This window comes from Aliiroseovarius crassostreae, from assembly GCF_025137635.1.
Lineage (GTDB): Bacteria > Pseudomonadota > Alphaproteobacteria > Rhodobacterales > Rhodobacteraceae > Aliiroseovarius > Aliiroseovarius crassostreae.
On sequence record NZ_CP080772.1, the window covers coordinates 270,346 to 291,760 of the forward strand.

The window sequence follows — 21,415 nt, forward strand, 5'->3', positions numbered from 1 at the left end:
CACCACCAAACCAGTGTCGAAATTCGTTGAGTGGGTGGCAGGCGAATTGCTTGCAAATCGCTGAGACCCCACCCCGTCAATGTTCAAAAGAAGGGGCTGCCAGTTGGCGGCCCCTTTTGCGTTCAAGCCACGAGATGATCCCGAGATGCACCTTCTCACTCAAGGAAAAAAAGAAGGGACGCCTTTTGGGATGCTGCTATGGTGTTTTCCACTTGCATCCCTATCGCATATGAATTCTAGTTTTCTAGTTTGGCACAGCCATTTGAGGGTCATTTGTTTAGCAAGTTCTTTTTCAACCGCATGCCCTGGTGGCTGTTTGCATCGGTCTTACTCGGTGCGGCCCCGCTGTCGATCGGTTTGCTGATCAAGGCCGTCGACGCTCAGCTGGCGATGAAAGATGTGCAAAGCCAACCGCCATCAGAAACGGTTCTATTGCGGGACTTCACCTCGGATCAGGCGGTCAACGCCTATGGTGAAATTCGTATCAAAGGGCGCTATTCCGGCATTGAGAATGTGATCGCCAAAAGCAAGGCTGACATTCACTATCTGCTCCTGGTTTCGGAGGATGGTTCCGGGCCCGGGGTGATCGTTCAGGATCTGGCGATCCATCGCGATGAGGTCCTGTCGCAGCTGGCTGCGCGACTGGCCCCGGATCAAACATTGACCGTATCGGGGTTTGTGCGATCCGAAATTTCCTGGGAGGATCTGATCCTTCACGATCTTGCAGACAAAAATATCTCTGTGCCGGATCAGCTTTACCAATTGGATGTTTATTGGGGCGGGCGTGAGGACGCACTTCGGTCGTTTATGATCGACCAGTGGGGGATGGCCGGTGTGTCCCTCGTGATGACAATCATCCTTGGGTTTGCGACCCGCTGGCGGTATCGGGTGACAAGGCAAAAGAAGCTTGAGCGCAAGCGCCGCATCGAAGACGCCAAAGAGGCGGCTTGGGATGACAGCCCGATCCAGACCCCAAAAGGCTGGTTGGGCTAAGCCCTTTGCCGTAGGTGCATTGCCAGAGGTCGAGCGGCAGCCCGGTCAGAAAGATGACGGTGAGATTGCCGTTTTTTCGCGGCTTTTCTCTTGCCACACGCCCCATTCCCCCGTATATCGCGCGGGTTCGCATTGTGAATTTGCAATGGGGAAGATTCGGTTTTGCCTGATGGCCAATCTGGAACGACCTTAAATTCACATTGGGTTCGACGAGGGCAGGGGGAATGAGCCACCTGTCGTCCTATCAACTCCTAGCCTGAAAGGGCGAATGCTATGCAAGGCCAAAACATTCGTATCCGTCTGAAGGCGTTTGACTATCGCGTGCTGGATGCCTCCACGCAAGAGATCGTCAACACCGCCAAACGGACTGGTGCACAGGTTCGCGGGCCCATCCCGCTGCCGAACAAGATTGAGAAATTCACGGTTCTCCGTGGTCCTCACATCGACAAGAAATCCCGCGATCAGTTCGAGATCCGCACGCACAAGCGTCTGCTCGACATCGTTGACCCGACCCCGCAGACCGTGGACGCGCTGATGAAGCTCGACCTGGCTGCTGGCGTTGACGTCCAGATTTCGGTTTAAGGAGGGTATCTAAGATGCGCTCTGGTGTAATCGCTAAAAAGGTTGGCATGACCCGCCTTTTCATGGAAGACGGCAAACAGATCCCTGTGACCGTTCTTCAACTGGACAATCTGCAAGTTGTTGCTCAGCGCACCATCGAAACTGACGGCTATACCGCCGTTCAGCTGGGTGCCGGGGAAGCAAAAGCAAAACGCACCTCCAAGCCGATGCGCGGTGTCTATGCCAAAGCTGGCGTGGCCCCCAAGCGCAAGCTGGTGGAATTCCGCGTTCCCGCCGAAAACCTGATCGAAGTGGGCGCTGAAATCTCGGCTGAACACTTTGTTGAAGGTCAGAAAGTGGACGTGGCAGGCACTTCGATCGGTAAAGGTTTTGCCGGTGCCATGAAGCGTCACAACTTTGGTGGTCTGCGCGCCACCCACGGTGTGTCGATCAGCCACCGTTCGCACGGTTCGACCGGTCAGTGTCAAGACCCGGGCCGCGTGTTCAAAGGCAAGAAAATGGCCGGCCACATGGGTGCCGTCCGTGTGACCACTCAGAACCTCGAGGTTGTGAAAACCGATGCCGACCGTGGCCTCGTTTTCATCAAGGGCGCTGTGCCCGGCTCGAAAGGTGGCTGGGTCACCGTGAAAGACGCCGTGAAAAAGAAGCTGCCCGAGAACGTTCCGTTCCCGGCTGCTCTGAAAACTGCTGCAACCGAAGCTCCCGCCGAGGAAGCTCCTGCGGAAGGTGGTGAAGCATGAAACTTGACGTGATCAAACTCGATGGCGGCAAAGCCGGTTCGGTTGAACTGGACGAAGCCCTCTTTGGTCTGGAGCCGCGTGCGGACATCCTGCACCGTGTGGTTCGCTGGCAGCGCAACAATGCGCAGCAGGGCACCCACAAGGTGAAGACCCGCTCGGAAACCTCCTACTCGACCAAGAAGATCTATCGCCAAAAAGGCACCGGCGGCGCCCGCCACGGTGACCGTAACGCGCCGATCTTCCGCAAAGGTGGTATCTACAAAGGTCCGACGCCGCGTTCGCACGGCCACGACCTGCCGAAGAAATTCCGCAAGCTGGGTCTGAAACACGCCCTGTCCGCCAAGCTGAAAGCTGGTGAACTGGTTGTGATCGACGAAGCCGCTTCGGAAGGCAAGACCGCCGCCCTGGCCAAACAGGTCAAGGACCTGGGCTGGAAACGTGCTCTGGTGATCGACGGTGCCGAGGTAAACGAGAACTTTGCACGCGCTGCAAAGAACATCGAAGGCCTGGACATCCTGCCGACCATTGGCGCCAACGTCTATGACATCCTGAAGCGTGACACCCTGGTGATCACCAAAGCAGGTGTCGAAGCTCTGGAGGCTCGCCTGAAATGACCGCTAAAGCAGAACTCTACGACGTGATCCGCAAGCCGATCATCACCGAGAAAGCAACGCTGGCATCGGAAAACGGTGCTTATGTTTTCGAAGTGGCAATCGACGCGAACAAACCGTCGATCAAAGAAGCCGTTGAAACCCTGTTCGACGTGAAGGTGAAAGCCGTGAACACGACGATCACCAAGGGTAAAGTCAAACGCTTCCGCGGTCAGATCGGTAAGCGTAAAGACGTCAAGAAAGCCTATGTGACCCTCGAAGAGGGCAACGCAATCGACGTATCCACCGGTCTCTGATCCGGCGGCCGATTGTAGGCTCATGAACTGAAAAAGCCCCTCGCGATTGCGGGGGGCTTTTTTGTTGGAGGTGCTGTATTTCTCGTCGTAGAAAGGCTAGATACTGTGGTGATAGGCAACCCGGGAGATGTCGGTGGTATGCAGCAGCTGTGCTTAGTCGAAGAAAACGTGAAGAGGTCTTTTCTGGATGAACTGGTTGCATTTGATGAGTTTGGCTCTCGTACTCTCATGGATGAGCGAGAGGGGGTTCCGTATTTCATAAATGAATTTTGGACATCAAAGCAACGGCAGGCTCATAGACTTCACGAAGTAAGTTATCGTGCTTGTTTCAAGCCGCAACTTCCTAAGTTCTTTATCGAACGACTTACAAGGCCTGGTGATATCGTCTATGATCCCTTTATGGGGCGTGGAACGACGCCGTTGGAAGCTGCTTTTTTGGGGCGCGTTCCATATGGAAACGACACGAACCCACTGAGTCGGGCTTTTGTTGAGCCGCGCATATCCCCACCCACAATGGTGCAGGTCCTTCAGCGCTTAGATGAGATTCCGTGGGAAGATTTTTCTTCATTCACGGAAGAAGATTTGCTTGCCTTTTACCATCCATCGACCCTTGCTGGGTTGGAAGGTTTGAAGGGGTGGTTGTTGAAGCGTCAGAAGGAAGGTGTTTTCGACAAAGTTGATGCTTGGATAAGAATGGTTGCGATCAATCGCCTGACGGGGCATTCGTCTGGCTTTTTCTCGGTTTATACATTGCCGCCAAATCAGGCGGTTTCTGTTGAGCGCCAACGTGCTATCAATGAAAAACGCTCGCAGGTGCCGCCGTTGCGAGACATTAAAAACATAATTATTAAGAAGTCTAAAACGCTGTTGAGCGATGGTGTTCCTCCGGTATCAAATGGCATGTTGTTGACTGCGCAATCGGATCTGACACGGATGATTGAGGATGAAACGGTCATGCTGACGGTCACGTCTCCGCCATTTCTGGATATTGTTAACTATGAAGCAGACAATTGGCTGCGGTGCTGGTTCCTAGGGGTGGATCCCAAAGAGGTTCGAATATCTACGCATCGCTCTGTTGAAGACTGGACGCATTTTGTTGGGGGAACTTTGAAGGAGTTGGCGCGGATAACAAAAAAGGGTGGGCATATTGCTTTTGAGGTTGGAGAAGTGCGCAATGGGTCTATCCGGCTTGAGGAAAATGTAATCAAGGCTGCTAAGGGGCTGCCTTTTGAGGTGTTAGCAGTGATGATTAACCAGCAGGAGTTTACCAAAACATCAAATTGTTGGGGCGTTAAGAATAATCGGCGCGGCACCAACAGCAATAGGATTGTGATATTTAGGAAAGCAAATCAATGACAGAGCGTGAAAAAATTCTGGAAGCGGCTTTGGAGCAATTTATCCGCCCGGTAAAGGGGATACCATTCGAAGTTGTTGTGAGGGCGCTATGTGGTGTTTCTGTTCTTAGATTTGATCGACAGGCTTCAGATTGTCGTGAGGTGTTGGAAAAAATTCAACAGGCAATGCGGTGGGCTGGATTGGAGGCGAATAAAAGGCCGATTCAAAGACCTCGTCCTAACGAGGTTGGGAACGATATGGAGCCTTTTGTCGTTGAGGGGTTGCAGAAAGTTGGATTGAAAGCGGCTCCACCAAAAACAAAATCTGGCAAGGGAAAATCGACAGGGTATCCTGATGTTCTAATCATAAGGGATGGGATCCCAGTGTATCTTGAGGTTAAAACCTACGCTGCTGAAAATCACGACACCACTCAGAGGAGCTTTTATATGTCACCAGCTGAGGATTCAAAAGTTTCGGTTGATGCTTACCATCTTGTGGTCGGATTTGAAATTCTTGATAGGGGGGTGAATGGTTTGCGGGATGCTCGAAATCGAGAACTGCGGGATTACTGCCCGACTGCATTTACGCTTGTCGATCTATATGGAATGTCTTGCGATATGAAATCGGAGTTCAATTCGGATAATCGACGGATGTACGAAGACCATAGGGTTTTGCTGCGCGAAAGCATCATCTAAGTGTGAGATTTTCTCCCCACCTATAGACACCTCCCCCCATCCCTGATACTGCACACCAGTCGAGAGGCCACAGATTCGTTCTGCGGCCTTTTGATATTTGGAATTCGGGGACCTCGTGGTGCGGTGTAAGCCAGATCAAAAGGGCCCTTTAACCTGGTCACCTGTTCAGCCAATGGCGTTCAGGGGGCTTTACCTACCAGGTGGTGACCTCGGGCAAACTCGGGGCATCGCCAAGCTAACGGAAGACAGAAAGCATGGCACTTAAGTCGTACAAACCGACGACGCCGGGCCAGCGTGGGCTGGTTCTGATCGACCGTTCGGAGCTGTGGAAAGGTCGTCCGGTCAAATCCCTTACCGAGGGTTTGACCAAGTCGGGCGGCCGGAACAACACCGGACGGATCACCTCTCGCCGCCGTGGTGGCGGGGCAAAGCGTCTCTATCGTATCGTTGATTTCAAGCGCAACAAGTTTGACATCGCCGCCACTGTTGAGCGGATCGAATACGACCCCAACCGCACCGCATTCATCGCCCTCGTAAAATACGAAGACGGTGAGCAAGCGTATATCCTGGCCCCGCAGCGTCTGGCTGTTGGCGATCAGATCATCGCAAGCGCAAAAGCCGACATCAAGCCGGGCAACGCAATGCCGTTCTCGGGTATGCCGATCGGCACCATCATCCACAACATCGAGATGAAACCGGGCAAAGGCGGCCAGATCGCCCGTGCAGCCGGCACCTACGCTCAGTTTGTTGGTCGTGACGGTGGCTACGCTCAGATCCGCCTGTCGTCGGGCGAACTGCGTCTTGTGCGTCAGGAATGCATGGCCACCGTTGGTGCCGTGTCGAACCCCGACAACTCGAACCAAAACTACGGTAAAGCCGGTCGTATGCGCCACAAAGGCATCCGCCCGTCGGTTCGTGGTGTTGTTATGAACCCGGTTGATCACCCCCATGGTGGTGGTGAAGGTCGCACCTCGGGTGGTCGTCACCCGGTTACCCCCTGGGGTAAGCCGACCAAGGGTGCCCGCACTCGCAACAAGAACAAGGCGTCGTCGAAGCTCATCATCCGCTCGCGTCACGCCAAGAAGAAGGGTCGTTAAGATATGGCACGTTCTGTCTGGAAAGGCCCTTTTGTTGACGCTTACGTCCTCAAAAAAGCCGAAAAAACCCGTGAATCGGGTAAAAATGAGGTCATCAAGATCTGGTCGCGTCGTTCGACCATTCTGCCCCAGTTCGTGGGTCTGACCTTTGGCGTCTACAACGGTCAAAAGCACGTTCCCGTGTCGGTGACCGAAGAAATGATCGGCCAGAAGTTCGGTGAATATTCGCCGACCCGTACCTATTACGGTCACGCGGCTGACAAGAAAGCGAAGAGGAAGTAAGCCATGGGTAAGGATAAAAATCCCCGCCGCGTGGCCGCCAACGAAGCTATGGCCAAAACCCGCATGCTTCGCACAAGCCCGCAGAAACTGAACCTGGTTGCTGGCATGATCCGCGGCAAGAAGGTTGATCGCGCTCTGACCGATCTGACCTTCTCGAACAAGCGTATCGCCCAAGACGTGAAGAAATGCCTTCAGTCGGCCATCGCCAATGCTGAAAACAACCACAACCTGGACGTCGATGAACTGATCGTCGCCGAGGCCTATGTGGGCAAGAACCTGACCATGAAACGCGGTCGTCCGCGCGCCCGTGGTCGTTTCGGCAAAATCATCAAACCGTTCTCGGAACTCACCATCAAGGTGCGTCAAGTTGAGGAGCAAGCCTAATGGGTCAGAAGGTAAATCCGATTGGCATGCGTCTTCAGGTCAACCGCACCTGGGACAGCCGCTGGTATGCAGACACGAAAGATTACGGGGACCTTCTTCTGGAAGACCTGAAAATTCGTGACTTCATCAAGACCGAATGCAAGCAGGCCGGTATCGCTCGTGTGATCATCGAACGTCCGCACAAAAAGTGCCGCGTGACGATCCACACCGCCCGTCCGGGTGTCATCATTGGCAAGAAAGGCGCAGACATCGAAACCCTGCGCAAGAAAATCGCCAAGATGACCGACAGCGAACTGCACCTCAACATCGTTGAAGTGCGCAAGCCCGAGCTGGACGCCGCCCTCGTGTCGGAATCGATCGCTCAGCAGCTTGAGCGTCGTGTGTCGTTCCGTCGTGCCATGAAACGTGGCGTGCAGAACGCCATGCGCATGGGTGCCCTGGGCATCCGCGTAAACGTTGCTGGCCGTCTGGGTGGTGCTGAGATTGCACGTACCGAATGGTACCGCGAAGGTCGTGTGCCGCTGCACACCCTGCGCGCCGACATCGACTACGCACATGCAGAAGCAATGACGCCTTACGGCATCATCGGTATCAAAACCTGGATCTTCAAAGGCGAAATCATGGAGCACGATCCGTCGGCTCGTGATCGTCGTCAGGCAGAGCTCCAGGAAGGTCCCGCGCCCCGTGGCGCCGGCGGCCGTCGCTAAGGAGACCTGAAAGATGCTTCAACCAAAGCGTACTAAATTCCGCAAGATGCACAAAGGCCGGATCAAAGGCCAGGCAAAAGGTGGTTCCGATCTGAACTTCGGCTCATACGGCCTGAAGGCCCTGCAGCCCGAGCGTGTGACTGCACGTCAGATCGAAGCTGCACGTCGTGCCATGACGCGTCACATGAAACGTCAGGGCCGTGTTTGGATCCGTATCTTCCCGGACACCCCGGTAACCGCCAAGCCCATCGAAGTTCGTATGGGTAAAGGTAAAGGCTCCGTGGACCGCTGGACCTGCAAAGTGAAGCCGGGCCGCGTGATGTTCGAAATCGACGGTGTGTCGGATGAAGTGGCCCGCGAAGCCCTGCGCCTCGCTGCCATGAAACTGCCGATCAAATCGCGCGTCGTGCAACGCGAAGACTGGTAATTTTCGCTTCCGCGAAAATCACTGCGAAAACAAAAAAGCCCCCGTCGAGATTTCGGCGGGGGTTTTTGTTTGGTTGAGCAGTGTTCTAGGCCTGTGCTCTGCACGGGCCACGCCCGACCCTCCCGTCATGCCGAAGGCATGCCAATGATACTCGGCACACCTTTGGTGTGACGGGAGGGCGTTTTGCGACGTATCGACATCCAGTGATGTTAGGGTTGGATGTATACAGGTGCTGAACTGCACCGAGCCGAAACGCCCACCCGGGGTCGGGCGTGGCCCTGAGGTCTGAGCCCCTACCGCAGCAGCTGGTCCATCAATCCAATCACCTCCAGCACCTGGAATGTGGTTGGATCGGCGCGGTAGATCAGCTCGCCCACACGGTAATAGCTGTGGCGGCGATCGAGGCGATAGCGGTCATAGTCGTCGAAAACGGAATACTCATAATCGTCCAGCCGATCCCCGACCTTGGGTTTCGCCAATCCGGGCGGCACGCAGGGCGGGTTCTTTTTGGCAAGCCCCGGCGGGCAACCCCCAGCGCCATAACCTTTCGCCTTGCCATGCCCCTTGCCATTACCGGCAAGCGAAGCGGTGGCCATAAGGGGGAGCAGAGCAAGGATCAGGGCGGCTTTAAGGGGGGCTTTCATGGTCATTCCCGTCATGCTGAGTGTTTGAACGCGTATTTGCTGATGCGTTTGTTGAACATGATGCTATCCACGCCGCCAGTGTTATCCAATATCAGCGGGGGCCAGCGCGGCAACTTGCCGGTTTCTGCGCCCGAAAAGCAAAACCGCGCCGAGTGGGCGCGGTTTGGTGTCGTTCAATGGGCGAGGCGCGGAGGCTCACTCGCCCCATTTGTAGTTAAAGCTCACCGACAGGCGTTCTTCTTCGCCGGTGTTTTGCATCACCTCATGGCGCAGCCAGCTTTCCCACAGGAGAATGTCCCCCTCGGCGGGGCGTTTGGTGATGAAGCTCTGCAGCTCTTCCCGTGCGTTTTTGCGGCGCGGGGGGGCGGCCATCATGCGCGCGTGGCGCGGGTCTTCGTAACGCAGCGCGCCGGCGCCCTCGGGCAGCGCCAGATAGGTGGTGCCGGAAATCACCGAATGCGGGTGGATATGGGCCGAGTGATAGCCACCGGGCGGCAGGATGTTGATCCAGATGTCCTCCAGCACCAATTCGCGCTCATCCAGATTGAACTCCAGATCCTCGGCAAAGGCGGCGACGTGTTTATCAAGGCTGTCGACCAGATCCTTGAAGATCGGAAAGCGCCAGGGCAGGTCGGTCAGGGAGGCGTAAGAGGTGTAGCCGGGATAGCCCTCGGCTTCACACCATTCCTGCCCCGCCTCGTCGTCCTCGGCGATGGAATAGCAGCTGTCATAAAGCTCATCCTGGTCGATGGCAGGGCCATGTTCGGACAGTTGAGCGTGGTAAAGGCGGGTCACGAAGAGAGAGGATATATTGGCCATGGCCCCTCATACTGAACCCGGCCAAGACTGGCGAGAGGTTTTTGTGTGCTGACCGGGCGACGATTTGGCGCAAACCGGTCAGGGAGGTTGGTCTGGTGAGGGCGGGTGCGGCCCGATACATTAGGTCTGTTGCTGTGATGTAGGAGGTGCGGATGAGGTCTGAGGCATTGAACGGAAAGCAGGTTGCAGGCCTTGCGACTATCATCGGGCTTGTGCTTCTTGCGCTTTGGGTCGCGCCCAGGAACACCACCACACCCGGACTGGAAATCGCCCTGTTGCAGGGCGGGGAAGAGGTGGAGCTTGTGCCACGAAGCCCCGGATCCTCGGTGATGCGGGGGCATTTGGCGCGGCAGCAGTTTCATGTCGCTGTCACCGATCCGGCGCAGCTGTTCGGGGCGGAGGACCCGTATCTTTATATCATGATGTTCCGTGCGCCCGGGTTTGTGATGGAGACACGGCAAGGCCTGCGGGTGGGGCGCAACAACAGTACGGTTGCAGAGGCAAGCGAGGATCTGCTGAAGGTTCAAACGCTTGGAACCTTTTTCCTGCCTGGGCATGCGGCGGCAGATTATCCCACCGGGGATGAATGGCTGATCGAGGCCGCCCCGGATTGTTATGAATTGCCGGATGGTAGCCGGGACGGCATCTCGTTCTATGCTGCTTTCGGTGAGCGGTTCCGGCCCCATGGCAATTATGCCTATTCCAAACCCGTGTCCTACCTTCTCTTTTGCGAAAACAATCTGCTCTACGGTCAAAAGCTGTTGCCGCAGGGCAGTTGGATGCTGCTTGTGGGGCGCGGCGATGGGGAGGCGGACATGATAGAGGTCGTGTTCGAGGGGTAAGGTCGGCTGCGGGGGCAGGAAAGTGGTATTGGAAGGGGAGGGCGAGGGAGAGTAGGTTTTCGTGATTGCGTGTGCGTTGTTTTCCGCGGCATCTTCAGGCTGAGGCCAAACTAAAGCTGGCTGTCGAATGCGAAAACCCGATCGAAGTGCAGATCTGGATCGACTACGGAACGTGCGCGTAAATTCACAAACTTTCCCTTGCCCCCATCCCCTATCCCCCCTATAGAGGCGCATCGCGCGGATTCCGGTCACGGGATTCGTGTGTATTGAATATTCACCCACCAGGTTAAGGGTTACCTGTCGACATAAGGACAGCGCTCTCTGGTGCAAGGAAAGGACAAGGCGAAATGAACGCCAAGGAACTTCGCGAGAAGTCGCCTGAGGAGCTGCGTGCTGCTCTGGCTGACCTGAAGAAAGAAGCCTTCAACCTGCGTTTCCAGCAGGCCACCGGCGCCCTCGAAAACACCGCTCAGATGCGCAAAGCACGCCGCAACGCGGCCCGTGTTAAAACCATTCTGAACGAAAAAGCTGCAGCTGCGGCTGAATAAGAGGAGCCCACGAGCATGCCCAAACGTATCCTGCAAGGTGTCGTCACCAGCGCCGCCAACGAACAGACCGTCACCGTTTCGGTGGAACGTCGTTTCAAGCACCCGCTGCTGCACAAGACCGTTCGTAAGTCGAAGAAATATCGCGCTCACGACGAAAAGAATGCCTATAAGGCTGGCGACATCGTCCGCATCATCGAATGCGCGCCGAAGTCGAAAACCAAGCGTTGGGAAGTTCTGGAAGGCTAAGCTACCTGCTTACCTTCCCGGACGACTTAACAAGTCGAAACCCTGGGGGTTCCGCCATGCATCGGCGCCCCAAAGGTCGGGAGAAACCACATGATCCAGATGCAAACCAATCTGGATGTAGCTGACAACAGCGGCGCACGTCGCGTTCAGTGCATCAAGGTTCTGGGTGGTTCCAAGCGTAAATACGCATCCGTTGGCGACATCATTGTCGTCTCGGTTAAGGAAGCCATCCCGCGCGGTCGCGTGAAAAAAGGGGACGTCCGCAAGGCCGTCGTCGTACGCACCGCCAAAGAGGTCCGTCGTGAAGACGGCACCGCCATCCGCTTCGACCGCAATGCGGCCGTTATTCTGAACAACAACAACGAGCCCGTTGGCACCCGTATCTTCGGACCGGTTGTTCGCGAACTGCGCGCGAAGAACTTCATGAAGATCATCTCGCTGGCTCCGGAGGTGCTGTAAGATGGCTGCTAAGCTGAAAAAAGGCGACAAGGTTGTCGTTCTGGCCGGCAAGGACAAGGGCAAGCAGGGCGAAATCGCTTCTGTTGACCCGAAGGCTGGCAAAGCCGTTGTTGACGGCGTGAACATGGCCATCCGCCACACCCGCCAGTCGCAAACTTCGCAAGGTGGTCGCATCCCGAAAGCGATGCCGATCGACCTGTCGAACCTGGCAATTCTTGACAAGAACGGCAAAGCGACCCGTGTTGGCTTCCGCGAGGAAGACGGCAAGAAAGTGCGTTTCGCCAAGTCGACCGGGGAGGCAATCTGATGGCTGACTATACCCCTCGTCTGAAAGCTGCCTACAAGGACAGCATCCGTGCCGCTCTGAAAGAAGAGTTCGGCTACAAGAACGACATGCAGATCCCCAAGCTGGACAAGATCGTTCTGAACATCGGTTGCGGTGCCGAGGCTGTAAAAGACTCGAAAAAAGCCAAGTCGGCCGTGGCTGACCTGACCGCCATCGCCGGTCAACAGGCTCTGACGACCAAAGCCAAGAAATCCATCGCTGGTTTCCGTGTCCGTGAGGACATGCCGCTGGGTGCGAAAGTGACCCTGCGCGGTGACCGGATGTATGAATTCCTGGACCGTCTGATCACCATCGCGATGCCCCGTATCCGTGACTTCCGCGGTGTTTCGGGCAAATCGTTCGACGGTCGCGGCAACTATGCCACCGGCCTGAAAGAACACATCGTCTTCCCGGAAATCGACTTTGATAAAGTGGATGAAACCTGGGGCATGGACATCGTGATTGCCACCACCGCGAACACCGACGCGGAAGCAAAGAGCCTGTTGAAGCACTTCAACATGCCCTTCAACAGCTGATCCGCGGGAAGGAAAAGACATGGCTAAAAAAGCAATGATCGAACGCGAGAAGAAGCGTCAGGCGCTGGTGGAGAAATATGCCGCCAAACGTGCTGCGCTGAAAGAGATCGCAAACGATGAATCGAAGTCGATGGAAGAGCGTTTCAAAGCGCGTCTGAAACTGGCTAAACTGCCGCGCAACTCGTCGGCCACCCGCTTGCACAACCGTTGCCAGCTGACCGGCCGTCCGCACGCTTACTATCGTAAGCTGAAAGTATCGCGGATCGCACTGCGGGAACTGGGCTCGAACGGCCAGATCCCCGGTCTGGTGAAATCGAGCTGGTAAGGGAGAGAAGATATGAACGATCCTATCGGCGATATGCTCACCCGTATCCGCAACGCTCAACTGCGTGGCAAGTCCACCGTTTCGACCCCGGCGTCGAAACTGCGCGGCTGGGTTCTGGATGTGCTTTCTGACGAAGGCTACATCCGCGGCTATGAGGCTGGCACTGATGTCAACGGTCACCCGACCCTTGAAATCAGCCTGAAATATTTTGATGGCACCCCGGTGATCCGCGAACTGAAACGGGTCTCCAAACCCGGTCGTCGCGTATACATGGGCGTGAAAGACATCCCGCAAGTCCGCCAGGGCCTGGGTGTGTCGATCGTGTCCACTCCGAAAGGTGTGATGTCGGATGCAAGCGCACGCGCAGCCAATGTTGGCGGCGAAGTGCTCTGCACCGTATTCTAAGGAGGTCTGGAATGTCTCGTATTGGTAAAAAACCGGTCGAGCTGCCCGCAGGCGTGACCGCCAGCGTGTCGGGTCAGACCGTTGAAGTGAAGGGCCCGAAAGGCACCCGCAGCTTCACCGCCACTGATGATGTGACCATCTCTGTTGAAGACAATGCCGTTTCGGTTGAGCCGCGCGGCTCGTCCAAACGTGCACGTCAGCAATGGGGTATGTCGCGCACCATGGTTCAGAATATGGTGACCGGCGTGACCGAAGGCTTCAAGAAAGAGCTGGAAATCAACGGTGTTGGTTATCGTGCTCAGATGCAGGGCAACACCCTGAAACTGAACCTCGGCTACTCGCATGACGTTGAATTCGAAGCTCCGGAGGGCGTCACCGTGACCGCTCCGAAGCAGACGGTAATCATCGTTGAGGGCATTGACCAACAACTCGTCGGCCAGACCGCGGCCAATATCCGCGAATGGCGTAAGCCCGAGCCCTACAAAGGCAAGGGTATCAAATATAAAGACGAGTTCATCTTCCGCAAGGAAGGTAAGAAGAAGTAAGGACCAGACAGATGGCAAACAGCAAACGGACCCTGTTCCTCAAGCGCCGCCTGCGCGTCCGGAACAAACTTCGCAAGCACAATGTTGGCAAGCTGCGCCTGTCGGTGCACCGCTCCAACAAAAACATCTCGGTGCAGATCATCGACGACGCTCAGGGCAAAACCCTGGCCGCCGCATCCTCGATGGAAAAAGACCTGGGTGTTTTCGGCAAGAACAATGTGGAAGCCGCTGCCAAAGTGGGCGCCGCCATTGCCGAACGTGCGAAAAAAGCCGGTGTCGAAGAATGCTACTTCGACCGCGGTGGCTTCCTGTTCCACGGCAAAGTGAAGGCCCTGGCCGACGCTGCGCGTGAAGGTGGCCTGAAGTTCTAAGACTTGTGAGGGGCGTGGGGAACATCCCGATGCCCCTCCGATGATCCGGGGGCGGTTGGTTCGCTGATCGCCCACCAGGATTGAATTTTACAGGCGCCAATATGCGCCACATGAAAGGAATGCCAAATGGCAGAACGTGAAAATCGCCGTGGCCGTGGCCGCCGCGAAGAAGAAGCACCGGAATTTGCTGATCGCCTTGTCGCGATCAACCGCGTGTCGAAAACCGTAAAAGGTGGTAAGCGCTTTGGCTTCGCCGCTCTCGTGGTTGTTGGCGACCAAAAAGGCCGCGTTGGCTTTGGTAAAGGTAAAGCGAAAGAGGTCCCCGAGGCCATCCGCAAAGCCACCGAGCAAGCCAAGCGCCAAATGATCCGCGTGCCGCTGCGCGAAGGCCGCACCCTGCACCACGACATCGAAGGTCGTCACGGTGCCGGCAAGGTGATCATGCGCACCGCCCCGGAAGGTACCGGTATTATTGCTGGTGGTCCGATGCGTGCCGTGTTCGAAATGCTGGGCATCAAGGACGTTGTGTCGAAGTCGATCGGCTCGCAGAACCCCTACAACATGATCCGTGCAACCATTGACGGCCTGCAAAAAGAAGCAAGCCCGCGTCAAATCGCACAGCGTCGTGGTAAAAAAGTGGCTGACATCCTGGGCAACAAAGACGCTGCCCCGGCTGAAGCTGCTGACGCGTAAGGAGAGCTGACCAATGGCTAAAACCATCGTTGTAAAACAGATCGGTAGCCCGATCCGTCGCCCCTCGAAACAGCGCCAGACGCTGATCGGCCTGGGCCTCAACAAAATGCACAAAACCCGCGAGCTGGAAGACACCCCGGCCGTGCGTGGCATGATCAACAAAATCTCGCACATGGTCGAGATCGTTGAGGAGAAAGAGTAACCCTCTTTTCCTTTGAGAGCTTTGAGCACCCCGGTCAGAAATGGCCGGGGTGTTTTTTTGGGGGGTATGGTAAATAAATCATCCATACTTGAGTTGCTTGTGTCGGTTTGCGTATTATTTTTCGAGGGTTTACGCATTTCTGAATTAGAAGCAAAATCTACCTATCTAAGGGGTGACACACTAAAGCCGGGAGTGTGTCATGCCGACAGAACCACCTACCTCAATCATGGATAAGACGTTGCAGCTCATCGCGAATGCAGAGCTGACATTTGGTATCGCAAGCGGAAACGGGGTTGGGGCATTCTTGCTGGCGCTTGTTGTCGTAGTATTTCTATTTCGCCCGCCAACGACACTCCAAAACCTGTCCCGTATCGTTCGGGCGTGGCGCACGCGTGACTAACGCGATCAACTGGATAGACCCAATCCGCGGTTTAGGTGGTCTGCCATCTCGGGAGGGACCCGGGCGCTGCCCTTCATTCTCCTCCCGAACCCCGCATGACACCCCCATCCGCTCGACCCATGCACTCACTGCAACCCGGGGCTTCGCAGATGCGATTGGTTATCTAACATGTTCAGCCTTATGACGGGCGCAACAGACAACTTCTTTAGGGACTCACCGATATGGCCGTGATCACCGCACCCGTTGGCTTTGCCGCCGTTCTCTTCGCCACCATCGGCACTACGATCTTTGGGGCCGCCAAGAAATTCCTCGCGTCGGAACCGACCCCGACCTGGACCGAATACATGCACAAGTGCAACTGCGAGAAGTGATCTCGCGGCACCTTGTGTCCCCGCCTTTGATGTGGGGCAAACAAAACCCCGGCCAAGTGCCGGGGTTTTGTGTTTTCCGCCTGCAAAAGACGCGACCTTTGGTCGGATTGTGATCCTATGCCGCTCGGACTAAACCGGGTTTGAAGGAGGAATGCACATGTCCCGGACCTCTTCCACAAGATCCCTCACCCTGGCCGGATCGTTTGCCATCCTGTTTGGCGCGATGACGGTGTTTGCCGGTGGGCTGGCGCTTTTCGGAGGGGAAAGTGTTGAACAGGCGGTGGGGGAGGTGGTGCCCTTTGTGCTCTGGTTCAATTTCATGGCCGGGTTTTTCTATATCCTCAGTGGCGTGGGGCTGCTGGGGCGGCAAAACTGGTCGGTGCATCTGTCAGGTGCCATTCTGGGGGCGTCGCTTTTGGTATTGCTGCTGCTGGTCATGCACGTGATGCGCGGTGGACCTTACGAACTGCGCACCCTCGGCGCGATGTTGTTTCGATGCGCGGTTTGGCTTGTGATTTTCGGTGTTGCAAAACAGGCGCTGGGGCGATCCAGACCGCGCTGATCCCGATCTGTTACAGACCCTTGCAAGACAATCGCCCCTCGTCTATACGCACCCGGTGGGCATCCGCCCGTAGAATCAAAATCAAGAAACGCCGTGTTTGGCCCCTTTACGCTTCGTGGGTCAGTTCCGGCTAAGGAGAAGCGACATGAAACTTCATGAACTGCGCGACAATCCCGGCGCAACCAAACCCCGCAAACGCATTGGCCGTGGTCCCGGCTCGGGCACCGGTAAAACCGGTGGTCGTGGTATCAAAGGTCAAAAATCGCGTTCGGGTGTGGCCATCAATGGTTACGAAGGCGGCCAAATGCCGCTCTACCAACGCCTGCCGAAGCGTGGCTTCAACAAGCCGAACCGCAAGGCATTTGCCGTTGTAAACCTGGGCCTGATCCAGAAATTCATCGACGCCGGCAAGCTGGATGCAGCCGACATCACCGAGGACAGCCTGGTGGCTTCGGGCCTGGTGCGCCGCAAACTGGACGGTATCCGCGTTCTGGCCAAAGGCGAACTGACCGCCAAAGCGTCGATCACCGTGACCGGTGCGTCGAAATCGGCTGTTGAAGCTGTTGAGAAAGCCGGTGGCAAGCTCACCGTGGCCGCTCCGGCAGCAGCTGAATAAGACCTTGTGAGGGGCGTGAAACCCCCTTACATGTCTTTCTACGTTTTCAAGCGCCGCCGGAGCCGGGAACGGTCCGGCGGTGTTTTTACTTGATGAGGGGGCCTTATGGCATCTGCAGCAGAACAAATGGCGGCAAATATGAGCTGGGGCGCTTTCGGCAAAGCGACCGAGCTGCGCCAACGCATCTTTTTCACCATCGGCTTGCTGATCATTTACCGTATCGGCACCTATATTCCGGTCCCCGGCATTGACGCGGGCGCCCTGCGCGACTTCATGGAACAGGCGCAATCGGGCATCGCGGGCGTGCTGGGCATGTTCACCGGCGGCGCATTGTCGCGGATGGGTGTCTTTGCCCTTGGCATCATGCCCTACATCTCTGCCTCGATCATCATCCAGCTGCTCAGCTCGATGTGGGAGCCGCTCAAGCAGCTCAAGAAAGAGGGTGAGCAGGGCCGCAAGAAGATCAACCAATACACCCGTTATGGCACCGTTCTGCTGGCCACCGGGCAGGCCTTTGCACTGGCCAATTCGCTGCAGGCTGGTGAGCTTGTGACGACGCCGGGCCTTTATTTCCTCGCGTCCTGCGTGATCACCCTGGTGGGCGGCACCATGTTCCTGATGTGGCTGGGCGAACAGATCACCGCGCGCGGCATCGGCAACGGCATTTCGCTGATCATCTTTGTCGGCATCGTGGCCGAGATCCCCGCCGCTCTGGGACAGTTCCTTGCCTCTGGCCGTTCGGGGGCCATCAGCCCCGCCGTGATCATCGGTGTGATGGTGATGGTTGCCGTCGTGATTGCCTTTGTGGTGTTCATGGAACGGGCGCTGCGCAAGGTCCATATCATGTATCCGCGCCGCAATGTGGGCATGAAAGTCTATGAGGCCAACAGCTCGCACCTGCCGATCAAGGTGAACCCCGCAGGCGTGATCCCGGCCATCTTTGCCTCGGCGCTTCTGCTGCTGCCGACCACAATCTCGACTTTCTCGTCAGGCCAGACCGGCCCGATCATGTCGACGATCCTGGCCTATTTCGGCCCCGGTCAGCCGCTTTACCTTCTGTTCTTCACCGCAATGATCGTGTTCTTCACCTTCTTCTATACCAAAGAGGTGGCGTTCAAACCGGATGAAGTGGCCGAGAACCTGAAACAGCAGGGCGGCTCCATTCCGGGCATCCAACCGGGCAAGAAGACCGCAGCCGCGCTGGACTATATCGTGACCCGCATCCTGGTGCTGGGCGCGGGGTATCTGGCTCTGGTCTGCCTTCTGCCGGAAGTGCTGCGCAGCCAACTGGCCATCCCGTTCTATTTCGGCGGCACCTCGGTTCTGATTGTTGTGTCGGTCACGATGGACACGATCCAACAGGTTCAGTCCCACATGCTGGCGCACCAGTATGAAGGGCTGATCGAGAAATCCCAACTGCGGGGCAAAAAACGCAAGAAAAAAGGACCAGCCAGACGATGAACATCATTCTTCTCGGACCACCCGGCGCCGGTAAAGGCACCCAAGCACAAATTCTGGTAGAGGGGCGGGACATGATCCAGCTCTCCACCGGGGACATGCTGCGCGAGGCCAAAAGCTCGGGTTCCGAGATGGGTCTCAAGGTTGCCGCCATCATGGATGCCGGTGGTCTTGTGACCGATGAGATCGTGATTGGCCTGATCAAGGAAAAGCTGCAGGGCGACAAGAAGGGGGGCTTCATCTTTGACGGCTTCCCGCGCACCCTGCCGCAGGCCGATGCGCTGGCCGCCCTTCTGGAAGAGCAGGGTGAGGCGCTTGATATGGTCATCGAGATGCAGGTGGATGACGAAACGCTGGTCAAGCGCATCGTGAACCGCGCCGCCGAGGCGGTGGCCGCCGGCAAAGAAGCCCGCGCCGATGACAATGAAGAAAGCGTGCGTTTCCGCCTGATGGAATACTACAAGAAGACCGCGCCGCTGATTGGCTATTACTGGGCCAAGGGCAATCTGAAATCCATCGATGGTCTTGGCTCAATTGACGAGGTGAAATCCTCAATCGCGGGGCTGCTGGACGGCTGACCGCCGTGTGACACAGGTTTTAAGACGCCGCGCCTTTTGCGCGGCGTTTTTCGTTCTGGGTCTTTTCCATGGGGGAAGGGGCGTTGCCCCTCTTGGCACCTGCGGCGCCAATTCACCCCAGGATATTTGGAACAAGAAAAAGCTGCGGGGCAGGGGCGTGGCACGGGTGCGGGGGCCTTGTTGGAAATCCTTCCTTGACCTTTCCTTAAAACCCTTCTAATCCACCTCATCCCTTATGGGAATCGGTGTGTCAGCGGGGTCGCGCCCCAACGCCACCGGATCAGAGTTTCAGCAAGGGCCCGCAGGAAAAGATCCCCGCGGGCTTTGGTTGTGAAAAAAGGTTCCGGAACTACGGAACCGCAACGAAAAGGAAAGTGACACTTGGCACGTATCGCCGGCGTAAACCTCCCGACCCACAAACGGGTCCCGATCGCCCTGACTTATATCACCGGAATTGGCCACACCTCGGCTGACTCCATCTGCGAGGCCCTCAACATCGACCGCACCCGTCGTCTGAACGAACTGTCGGATGCCGAAGTTCTGGCCATCCGCGAGCATATCGACGCCAACTACAATGTTGAAGGCGACCTGCGCCGCGAAGTGCAGATGAACATCAAGCGCCTGATGGATCTGGGCTGCTACCGTGGCCTGCGTCACCGTCGCAACCTGCCGGTTCGCGGTCAGCGCACCCACACCAACGCTCGCACCCGCAAAGGCCCCGCAAAGGCCATCGCTGGTAAGAAGAAGTAAGGGAGGGTTAGACCAATGGCTCGTGATAAGACCCGCATGAAGCGCAAAGAGCGCAAGAACATCGCGTCGGGCGTTGCCCACGTGAACTCCTCGTTCAACAACACCAAGATCCTGATCTCGGACGTGCAAGGCAACGCCATCGCGTGGTCGTCTGCTGGCACCATGGGGTTCAAAGGCTCGCGCAAGTCGACCCCGTATGCTGCTCAGATGGCTGCGGAAGACGCTGGCAAAAAAGCCCAGGAACATGGCGTGAAAACCTTGGAAGTCGAAGTTCAAGGCCCCGGTTCGGGTCGTGAATCGGCTCTGCGCGCCCTGGCCGCAATCGGTTTCAACATCACCTCGATCCGCGACGTGACCCCGATTGCCCACAACGGCTGCCGCCCGCCGAAGCGTCGCCGCGTGTAATCGCAAAAAATTTCGCCGGGGAGCAGGTTTTCTGCCCCCCGGCTTTTGTCGTTTTTCAACCTCGGGCGTCCTGCCTATACGGAACATGGGGCACGGACTGGAATGGAGGGACACATGATCCATAAGAATTGGGCAGAACTGATCAAGCCGACCCAGCTGGACGTGAAGCCGGGCAATGACCCTGCACGTCAAGCCACCGTTGTGGCAGAACCGCTGGAGCGTGGCTTTGGTCTGACCCTGGGCAACGCGCTGCGCCGCGTTCTGATGTCGTCGCTGCAAGGTGCCGCCATCACTTCGGTTCAGATCGACAACGTTCTGCATGAGTTCAGCTCGATCGCCGGTGTGCGTGAAGACGTGACCGACGTGATCCTGAACCTCAAAGGTGTGGCCCTGTCGATGGAAGTGGAAGGCCCGAAGCGCCTGTCGATTTCCGCCAAAGGCCCGATGGTTGTGACCGCTGGTGACATCTCGGAATCGGCTGGCATCGAAGTCCTGAACAAGGACCACGTGATCTGTCACCTCGACGATGGCGCTGACCTGTTCATGGAACTGACCGTCAACACCGGCAAAGGCTATGTCGCTGCCGACAAGAACAAGCCGGAAGACGCGCCGATTGGCCTCATTCCGGTTGATGCGATTTATTCGCCGGTCAAGAAAGTGTCTTACGACGTGCAGCCGACCCGTGAAGGTCAGGTTCTCGACTATGACAAACTGACCCTGAAACTGGAAACCGACGGGTCCGTGACCCCGGATGACGCCGTGGCCTTCGCTGCCCGCATCCTGCAGGACCAGCTGTCGATCTTCGTGAACTTCGACGAGCCGGAAGCCGCTGGTCGCCAGGACGAAGATGATGGCCTTGAGTTCAACCCGCTTCTCCTGAAGAAAGTGGACGAGCTGGAACTGTCGGTGCGTTCGGCAAACTGCCTGAAGAACGACAACATCGTTTACATTGGCGATCTGATCCAGAAAACCGAAGCCGAGATGCTGCGCACCCCGAACTTTGGCCGCAAGTCGCTGAACGAAATCAAAGAAGTGCTTTCGGGCATGGGCCTGCACCTCGGCATGGATGTCGAAGAATGGCCGCCTGAGAACATCGAAGAGCTGGCGAAGAAATTCGAAGACCAGTTCTGATTTGACAAGTTTCCGGGGGCGGCGTAAAGCGGCCC

Annotated in this window: 34 protein-coding genes; 32 read left to right on the plus strand and 2 right to left on the minus strand. The window is 56.6% G+C overall.

Annotated features, from left to right (window positions below; genetic code table 11):
• Nucleotides 1–300: 300 nt before the first annotated feature.
• The 12 genes from K3J57_RS01245 to rplP all read left to right on the plus strand — a co-directional run bounded on the left by K3J57_RS01245 (nt 301) and on the right by rplP (nt 8,149).
• On the plus strand, nt 301–993 hold the full coding sequence (locus K3J57_RS01245; protein ID WP_259793515.1) for a hypothetical protein: 693 nt from the start codon (nt 301–303) through the stop codon (nt 991–993).
• Between the two features lie 273 nt (nt 994–1,266).
• Nucleotides 1,267–1,575 carry a 30S ribosomal protein S10 gene (gene rpsJ, locus K3J57_RS01250; RefSeq protein ID WP_055187900.1) on the plus strand — a complete coding sequence of 103 codons (309 nt, stop codon included), beginning with the start codon at nt 1,267–1,269 and terminating at the stop codon, nt 1,573–1,575.
• A 14-nt stretch (nt 1,576–1,589) separates the two neighbouring features.
• On the plus strand, nt 1,590–2,315 hold the full coding sequence (gene rplC / locus K3J57_RS01255; protein ID WP_173485860.1) for a 50S ribosomal protein L3: 726 nt from the start codon (nt 1,590–1,592) through the stop codon (nt 2,313–2,315).
• Nucleotides 2,312–2,929, plus strand: a complete 618-nt coding sequence (rplD, locus tag K3J57_RS01260) for a 50S ribosomal protein L4 (protein ID WP_259776484.1) — start codon at nt 2,312–2,314, stop codon at nt 2,927–2,929. The genes rplC and rplD overlap by 4 nt, the downstream gene beginning before the upstream one ends.
• Entirely contained in the window at nt 2,926–3,222 is a 297-nt protein-coding gene (locus K3J57_RS01265; RefSeq protein ID WP_173485858.1) for a 50S ribosomal protein L23, read from the plus strand. Before rplD ends, K3J57_RS01265 begins: the two co-directional genes overlap by 4 nt.
• Nucleotides 3,223–3,360: 138 nt before the next feature.
• A complete protein-coding gene (locus K3J57_RS01270) occupies nt 3,361–4,578 on the plus strand; it encodes a DNA methyltransferase (protein WP_259796768.1) in 1,218 nt (405 codons plus the stop codon).
• Nucleotides 4,575–5,252, plus strand: coding sequence for a hypothetical protein (locus K3J57_RS01275; protein ID WP_259796769.1), 678 nt, complete (start codon nt 4,575–4,577; stop codon nt 5,250–5,252). The genes K3J57_RS01270 and K3J57_RS01275 overlap by 4 nt, the downstream gene beginning before the upstream one ends.
• Before the next feature lie 254 nt (nt 5,253–5,506).
• Nucleotides 5,507–6,349, plus strand: a complete 843-nt coding sequence (rplB, locus tag K3J57_RS01280; protein ID WP_055187910.1) for a 50S ribosomal protein L2 — start codon at nt 5,507–5,509, stop codon at nt 6,347–6,349.
• Nucleotides 6,350–6,352: 3 nt separating this feature from the next.
• Entirely contained in the window at nt 6,353–6,631 is a 279-nt protein-coding gene (rpsS, locus tag K3J57_RS01285; RefSeq protein WP_055187912.1) for a 30S ribosomal protein S19, read from the plus strand.
• Between the two features lie 3 nt (nt 6,632–6,634).
• The gene (gene rplV / locus K3J57_RS01290) at nt 6,635–7,015 is read left to right on the plus strand and encodes a 50S ribosomal protein L22 (protein WP_055187914.1); all 381 of its coding nucleotides are present in this window, start codon (nt 6,635–6,637) and stop codon (nt 7,013–7,015) included.
• Nucleotides 7,015–7,722 (plus strand): 30S ribosomal protein S3, encoded by a 708-nt coding sequence (rpsC, locus tag K3J57_RS01295; protein WP_055187916.1) that lies wholly within the window; start codon nt 7,015–7,017, stop codon nt 7,720–7,722. The genes rplV and rpsC overlap by 1 nt, the downstream gene beginning before the upstream one ends.
• 13 nt (nt 7,723–7,735) lie before the next feature.
• Complete coding sequence (rplP, locus tag K3J57_RS01300; RefSeq protein ID WP_173485855.1) at nt 7,736–8,149, plus strand: 50S ribosomal protein L16; 414 nt, start codon at nt 7,736–7,738, stop codon at nt 8,147–8,149.
• A gap of 293 nt (nt 8,150–8,442) precedes the next feature.
• On the opposite strand, the gene K3J57_RS01305 is transcribed toward rplP, so the two are convergent.
• Both K3J57_RS01305 and K3J57_RS01310 read right to left on the minus strand, forming a co-directional pair.
• Nucleotides 8,443–8,793 (minus strand): hypothetical protein, encoded by a 351-nt coding sequence (locus tag K3J57_RS01305; RefSeq protein WP_259786074.1) that lies wholly within the window; start codon nt 8,791–8,793, stop codon nt 8,443–8,445.
• Between the two features lie 195 nt (nt 8,794–8,988).
• On the minus strand, nt 8,989–9,612 hold the full coding sequence (locus tag K3J57_RS01310) for a TIGR02466 family protein (RefSeq protein WP_259776491.1): 624 nt from the start codon (nt 9,610–9,612) through the stop codon (nt 8,989–8,991).
• Between the two features lie 152 nt (nt 9,613–9,764).
• On the opposite strand from K3J57_RS01310, the gene K3J57_RS01315 reads away from it, so the two are divergent.
• From K3J57_RS01315 to K3J57_RS01410, 20 genes are all read left to right on the plus strand, one after another.
• On the plus strand, nt 9,765–10,454 hold the full coding sequence (locus K3J57_RS01315) for a hypothetical protein (RefSeq protein ID WP_259786076.1): 690 nt from the start codon (nt 9,765–9,767) through the stop codon (nt 10,452–10,454).
• A 347-nt stretch (nt 10,455–10,801) separates the two neighbouring features.
• The gene (rpmC, locus tag K3J57_RS01320; protein ID WP_259776495.1) at nt 10,802–11,002 is read left to right on the plus strand and encodes a 50S ribosomal protein L29; all 201 of its coding nucleotides are present in this window, start codon (nt 10,802–10,804) and stop codon (nt 11,000–11,002) included.
• Nucleotides 11,003–11,017: 15 nt separating this feature from the next.
• Nucleotides 11,018–11,248, plus strand: a complete 231-nt coding sequence (gene rpsQ / locus K3J57_RS01325; protein WP_055187929.1) for a 30S ribosomal protein S17 — start codon at nt 11,018–11,020, stop codon at nt 11,246–11,248.
• A gap of 90 nt (nt 11,249–11,338) precedes the next feature.
• The gene (gene rplN / locus K3J57_RS01330; RefSeq protein WP_005621870.1) at nt 11,339–11,707 is read left to right on the plus strand and encodes a 50S ribosomal protein L14; all 369 of its coding nucleotides are present in this window, start codon (nt 11,339–11,341) and stop codon (nt 11,705–11,707) included.
• 1 nt (nt 11,708) lies between these two features.
• On the plus strand, nt 11,709–12,014 hold the full coding sequence (gene rplX / locus K3J57_RS01335) for a 50S ribosomal protein L24 (RefSeq protein WP_055187930.1): 306 nt from the start codon (nt 11,709–11,711) through the stop codon (nt 12,012–12,014).
• Nucleotides 12,014–12,568 carry a 50S ribosomal protein L5 gene (gene rplE, locus K3J57_RS01340; protein WP_055187932.1) on the plus strand — a complete coding sequence of 185 codons (555 nt, stop codon included), beginning with the start codon at nt 12,014–12,016 and terminating at the stop codon, nt 12,566–12,568. Before rplX ends, rplE begins: the two co-directional genes overlap by 1 nt.
• 19 nt (nt 12,569–12,587) lie before the next feature.
• Nucleotides 12,588–12,893, plus strand: coding sequence for a 30S ribosomal protein S14 (gene rpsN, locus K3J57_RS01345; protein WP_259786079.1), 306 nt, complete (start codon nt 12,588–12,590; stop codon nt 12,891–12,893).
• Between the two features lie 12 nt (nt 12,894–12,905).
• Nucleotides 12,906–13,298: a 30S ribosomal protein S8 gene (gene rpsH / locus K3J57_RS01350; RefSeq protein WP_173485848.1), complete on the plus strand. Its 393-nt coding sequence runs from the start codon at nt 12,906–12,908 to the stop codon at nt 13,296–13,298.
• Between the two features lie 11 nt (nt 13,299–13,309).
• Entirely contained in the window at nt 13,310–13,843 is a 534-nt protein-coding gene (gene rplF, locus K3J57_RS01355; RefSeq protein ID WP_055187939.1) for a 50S ribosomal protein L6, read from the plus strand.
• Nucleotides 13,844–13,854: 11 nt separating this feature from the next.
• On the plus strand, nt 13,855–14,214 hold the full coding sequence (gene rplR, locus K3J57_RS01360; RefSeq protein WP_055187941.1) for a 50S ribosomal protein L18: 360 nt from the start codon (nt 13,855–13,857) through the stop codon (nt 14,212–14,214).
• A 126-nt stretch (nt 14,215–14,340) separates the two neighbouring features.
• Nucleotides 14,341–14,907: a 30S ribosomal protein S5 gene (gene rpsE / locus K3J57_RS01365; RefSeq protein ID WP_055187943.1), complete on the plus strand. Its 567-nt coding sequence runs from the start codon at nt 14,341–14,343 to the stop codon at nt 14,905–14,907.
• Nucleotides 14,908–14,920: 13 nt separating this feature from the next.
• Entirely contained in the window at nt 14,921–15,109 is a 189-nt protein-coding gene (rpmD, locus tag K3J57_RS01370) for a 50S ribosomal protein L30 (RefSeq protein WP_259793520.1), read from the plus strand.
• Nucleotides 15,110–15,730: 621 nt separating this feature from the next.
• Nucleotides 15,731–15,880 (plus strand): hypothetical protein, encoded by a 150-nt coding sequence (locus K3J57_RS01375; RefSeq protein WP_161805370.1) that lies wholly within the window; start codon nt 15,731–15,733, stop codon nt 15,878–15,880.
• Between the two features lie 157 nt (nt 15,881–16,037).
• The gene (locus K3J57_RS01380; protein ID WP_259793521.1) at nt 16,038–16,442 is read left to right on the plus strand and encodes a hypothetical protein; all 405 of its coding nucleotides are present in this window, start codon (nt 16,038–16,040) and stop codon (nt 16,440–16,442) included.
• A gap of 145 nt (nt 16,443–16,587) precedes the next feature.
• The gene (gene rplO, locus K3J57_RS01385; RefSeq protein WP_173485843.1) at nt 16,588–17,058 is read left to right on the plus strand and encodes a 50S ribosomal protein L15; all 471 of its coding nucleotides are present in this window, start codon (nt 16,588–16,590) and stop codon (nt 17,056–17,058) included.
• Between the two features lie 105 nt (nt 17,059–17,163).
• The gene (gene secY / locus K3J57_RS01390) at nt 17,164–18,519 is read left to right on the plus strand and encodes a preprotein translocase subunit SecY (RefSeq protein WP_259773872.1); all 1,356 of its coding nucleotides are present in this window, start codon (nt 17,164–17,166) and stop codon (nt 18,517–18,519) included.
• A complete protein-coding gene (locus tag K3J57_RS01395; protein ID WP_173485841.1) occupies nt 18,516–19,094 on the plus strand; it encodes an adenylate kinase in 579 nt (192 codons plus the stop codon). The genes secY and K3J57_RS01395 overlap by 4 nt, the downstream gene beginning before the upstream one ends.
• Nucleotides 19,095–19,475: 381 nt before the next feature.
• Nucleotides 19,476–19,844 carry a 30S ribosomal protein S13 gene (rpsM, locus tag K3J57_RS01400; RefSeq protein ID WP_173485840.1) on the plus strand — a complete coding sequence of 123 codons (369 nt, stop codon included), beginning with the start codon at nt 19,476–19,478 and terminating at the stop codon, nt 19,842–19,844.
• Between the two features lie 15 nt (nt 19,845–19,859).
• The gene (rpsK, locus tag K3J57_RS01405; RefSeq protein ID WP_259786083.1) at nt 19,860–20,249 is read left to right on the plus strand and encodes a 30S ribosomal protein S11; all 390 of its coding nucleotides are present in this window, start codon (nt 19,860–19,862) and stop codon (nt 20,247–20,249) included.
• Between the two features lie 114 nt (nt 20,250–20,363).
• A complete protein-coding gene (locus K3J57_RS01410) occupies nt 20,364–21,380 on the plus strand; it encodes a DNA-directed RNA polymerase subunit alpha (protein WP_173485839.1) in 1,017 nt (338 codons plus the stop codon).
• Nucleotides 21,381–21,415 lie beyond the last annotated feature (35 nt).

What these genes read in the sequence shown, in the direction of transcription:
- K3J57_RS01245 (WP_259793515.1), top strand. Translation starts at nt 301, where the DNA reads ATGCCCTGGTGGCTGTTTGCATCGGTCTTACTCGGTGCGGCCCCGCTG.
- rpsJ (WP_055187900.1), top strand. Translation starts at nt 1,267, where the DNA reads ATGCAAGGCCAAAACATTCGTATCCGTCTGAAGGCGTTTGACTATCGC.
- rplC (WP_173485860.1), top strand. Translation starts at nt 1,590, where the DNA reads ATGCGCTCTGGTGTAATCGCTAAAAAGGTTGGCATGACCCGCCTTTTC.
- rplD (WP_259776484.1), top strand. Translation starts at nt 2,312, where the DNA reads ATGAAACTTGACGTGATCAAACTCGATGGCGGCAAAGCCGGTTCGGTT.
- K3J57_RS01265 (WP_173485858.1), top strand. Translation starts at nt 2,926, where the DNA reads ATGACCGCTAAAGCAGAACTCTACGACGTGATCCGCAAGCCGATCATC.
- K3J57_RS01270 (WP_259796768.1), top strand. Translation starts at nt 3,361, where the DNA reads ATGCAGCAGCTGTGCTTAGTCGAAGAAAACGTGAAGAGGTCTTTTCTG.
- K3J57_RS01275 (WP_259796769.1), top strand. Translation starts at nt 4,575, where the DNA reads ATGACAGAGCGTGAAAAAATTCTGGAAGCGGCTTTGGAGCAATTTATC.
- rplB (WP_055187910.1), top strand. Translation starts at nt 5,507, where the DNA reads ATGGCACTTAAGTCGTACAAACCGACGACGCCGGGCCAGCGTGGGCTG.
- rpsS (WP_055187912.1), top strand. Translation starts at nt 6,353, where the DNA reads ATGGCACGTTCTGTCTGGAAAGGCCCTTTTGTTGACGCTTACGTCCTC.
- rplV (WP_055187914.1), top strand. Translation starts at nt 6,635, where the DNA reads ATGGGTAAGGATAAAAATCCCCGCCGCGTGGCCGCCAACGAAGCTATG.
- rpsC (WP_055187916.1), top strand. Translation starts at nt 7,015, where the DNA reads ATGGGTCAGAAGGTAAATCCGATTGGCATGCGTCTTCAGGTCAACCGC.
- rplP (WP_173485855.1), top strand. Translation starts at nt 7,736, where the DNA reads ATGCTTCAACCAAAGCGTACTAAATTCCGCAAGATGCACAAAGGCCGG.
- K3J57_RS01305 (WP_259786074.1), bottom strand. Translation starts at nt 8,793, where the DNA reads ATGAAAGCCCCCCTTAAAGCCGCCCTGATCCTTGCTCTGCTCCCCCTT.
- K3J57_RS01310 (WP_259776491.1), bottom strand. Translation starts at nt 9,612, where the DNA reads ATGGCCAATATATCCTCTCTCTTCGTGACCCGCCTTTACCACGCTCAA.
- K3J57_RS01315 (WP_259786076.1), top strand. Translation starts at nt 9,765, where the DNA reads ATGAGGTCTGAGGCATTGAACGGAAAGCAGGTTGCAGGCCTTGCGACT.
- rpmC (WP_259776495.1), top strand. Translation starts at nt 10,802, where the DNA reads ATGAACGCCAAGGAACTTCGCGAGAAGTCGCCTGAGGAGCTGCGTGCT.
- rpsQ (WP_055187929.1), top strand. Translation starts at nt 11,018, where the DNA reads ATGCCCAAACGTATCCTGCAAGGTGTCGTCACCAGCGCCGCCAACGAA.
- rplN (WP_005621870.1), top strand. Translation starts at nt 11,339, where the DNA reads ATGATCCAGATGCAAACCAATCTGGATGTAGCTGACAACAGCGGCGCA.
- rplX (WP_055187930.1), top strand. Translation starts at nt 11,709, where the DNA reads ATGGCTGCTAAGCTGAAAAAAGGCGACAAGGTTGTCGTTCTGGCCGGC.
- rplE (WP_055187932.1), top strand. Translation starts at nt 12,014, where the DNA reads ATGGCTGACTATACCCCTCGTCTGAAAGCTGCCTACAAGGACAGCATC.
- rpsN (WP_259786079.1), top strand. Translation starts at nt 12,588, where the DNA reads ATGGCTAAAAAAGCAATGATCGAACGCGAGAAGAAGCGTCAGGCGCTG.
- rpsH (WP_173485848.1), top strand. Translation starts at nt 12,906, where the DNA reads ATGAACGATCCTATCGGCGATATGCTCACCCGTATCCGCAACGCTCAA.
- rplF (WP_055187939.1), top strand. Translation starts at nt 13,310, where the DNA reads ATGTCTCGTATTGGTAAAAAACCGGTCGAGCTGCCCGCAGGCGTGACC.
- rplR (WP_055187941.1), top strand. Translation starts at nt 13,855, where the DNA reads ATGGCAAACAGCAAACGGACCCTGTTCCTCAAGCGCCGCCTGCGCGTC.
- rpsE (WP_055187943.1), top strand. Translation starts at nt 14,341, where the DNA reads ATGGCAGAACGTGAAAATCGCCGTGGCCGTGGCCGCCGCGAAGAAGAA.
- rpmD (WP_259793520.1), top strand. Translation starts at nt 14,921, where the DNA reads ATGGCTAAAACCATCGTTGTAAAACAGATCGGTAGCCCGATCCGTCGC.
- K3J57_RS01375 (WP_161805370.1), top strand. Translation starts at nt 15,731, where the DNA reads ATGGCCGTGATCACCGCACCCGTTGGCTTTGCCGCCGTTCTCTTCGCC.
- K3J57_RS01380 (WP_259793521.1), top strand. Translation starts at nt 16,038, where the DNA reads ATGTCCCGGACCTCTTCCACAAGATCCCTCACCCTGGCCGGATCGTTT.
- rplO (WP_173485843.1), top strand. Translation starts at nt 16,588, where the DNA reads ATGAAACTTCATGAACTGCGCGACAATCCCGGCGCAACCAAACCCCGC.
- secY (WP_259773872.1), top strand. Translation starts at nt 17,164, where the DNA reads ATGGCATCTGCAGCAGAACAAATGGCGGCAAATATGAGCTGGGGCGCT.
- K3J57_RS01395 (WP_173485841.1), top strand. Translation starts at nt 18,516, where the DNA reads ATGAACATCATTCTTCTCGGACCACCCGGCGCCGGTAAAGGCACCCAA.
- rpsK (WP_259786083.1), top strand. Translation starts at nt 19,860, where the DNA reads ATGGCTCGTGATAAGACCCGCATGAAGCGCAAAGAGCGCAAGAACATC.
- K3J57_RS01410 (WP_173485839.1), top strand. Translation starts at nt 20,364, where the DNA reads ATGATCCATAAGAATTGGGCAGAACTGATCAAGCCGACCCAGCTGGAC.